Raw genomic sequence first — 219 nt, 5'->3', positions numbered from 1 at the left:
AAAGAGGCCGGATTGTAATAATTGTACACTCCGGAGTCAATTCTCTTTCCTTATTTACCGCGCTTTTCCGCACCTTTTCGCAGGGAAAATGTACGACCTCACACCAGTGGAAACCAGCATGGCGCGCCGGGTGGAGGATTATACGGGCTGATGGGTAAAGCGCAAGGATCGTCCTGGATCTTTATTAGATCGATTAAGCCAATTTTTGTCTATGGTCAT

1 protein-coding gene is annotated in these 219 nt (G+C 47.0%); it reads right to left on the bottom strand.

The window, feature by feature from the left end:
* Positions 1 to 138 precede the first annotated feature (138 nt).
* Positions 139 to 219, bottom strand: a complete 81-nt coding sequence (locus LJE09_RS17825; protein WP_120795392.1) for a protein YsdD — start codon at positions 217 to 219, stop codon at positions 139 to 141.

The organism is Blautia sp. DFI.3.45 (genome assembly GCF_020593505.1).
Taxonomy (GTDB): Bacteria; Bacillota; Clostridia; order Lachnospirales; family Lachnospiraceae; genus Blautia_A; species Blautia_A wexlerae.
Note: the sequence above shows the minus strand (reverse complement) of the source record. Positions and strands in the feature narration are given on the sequence as shown.

Coding starts and splice junctions, on each gene's coding strand:
- LJE09_RS17825 (WP_120795392.1), bottom strand. CDS start 219: ATGACCATAGACAAAAATTGGCTTAATCGATCTAATAAAGATCCAGGA.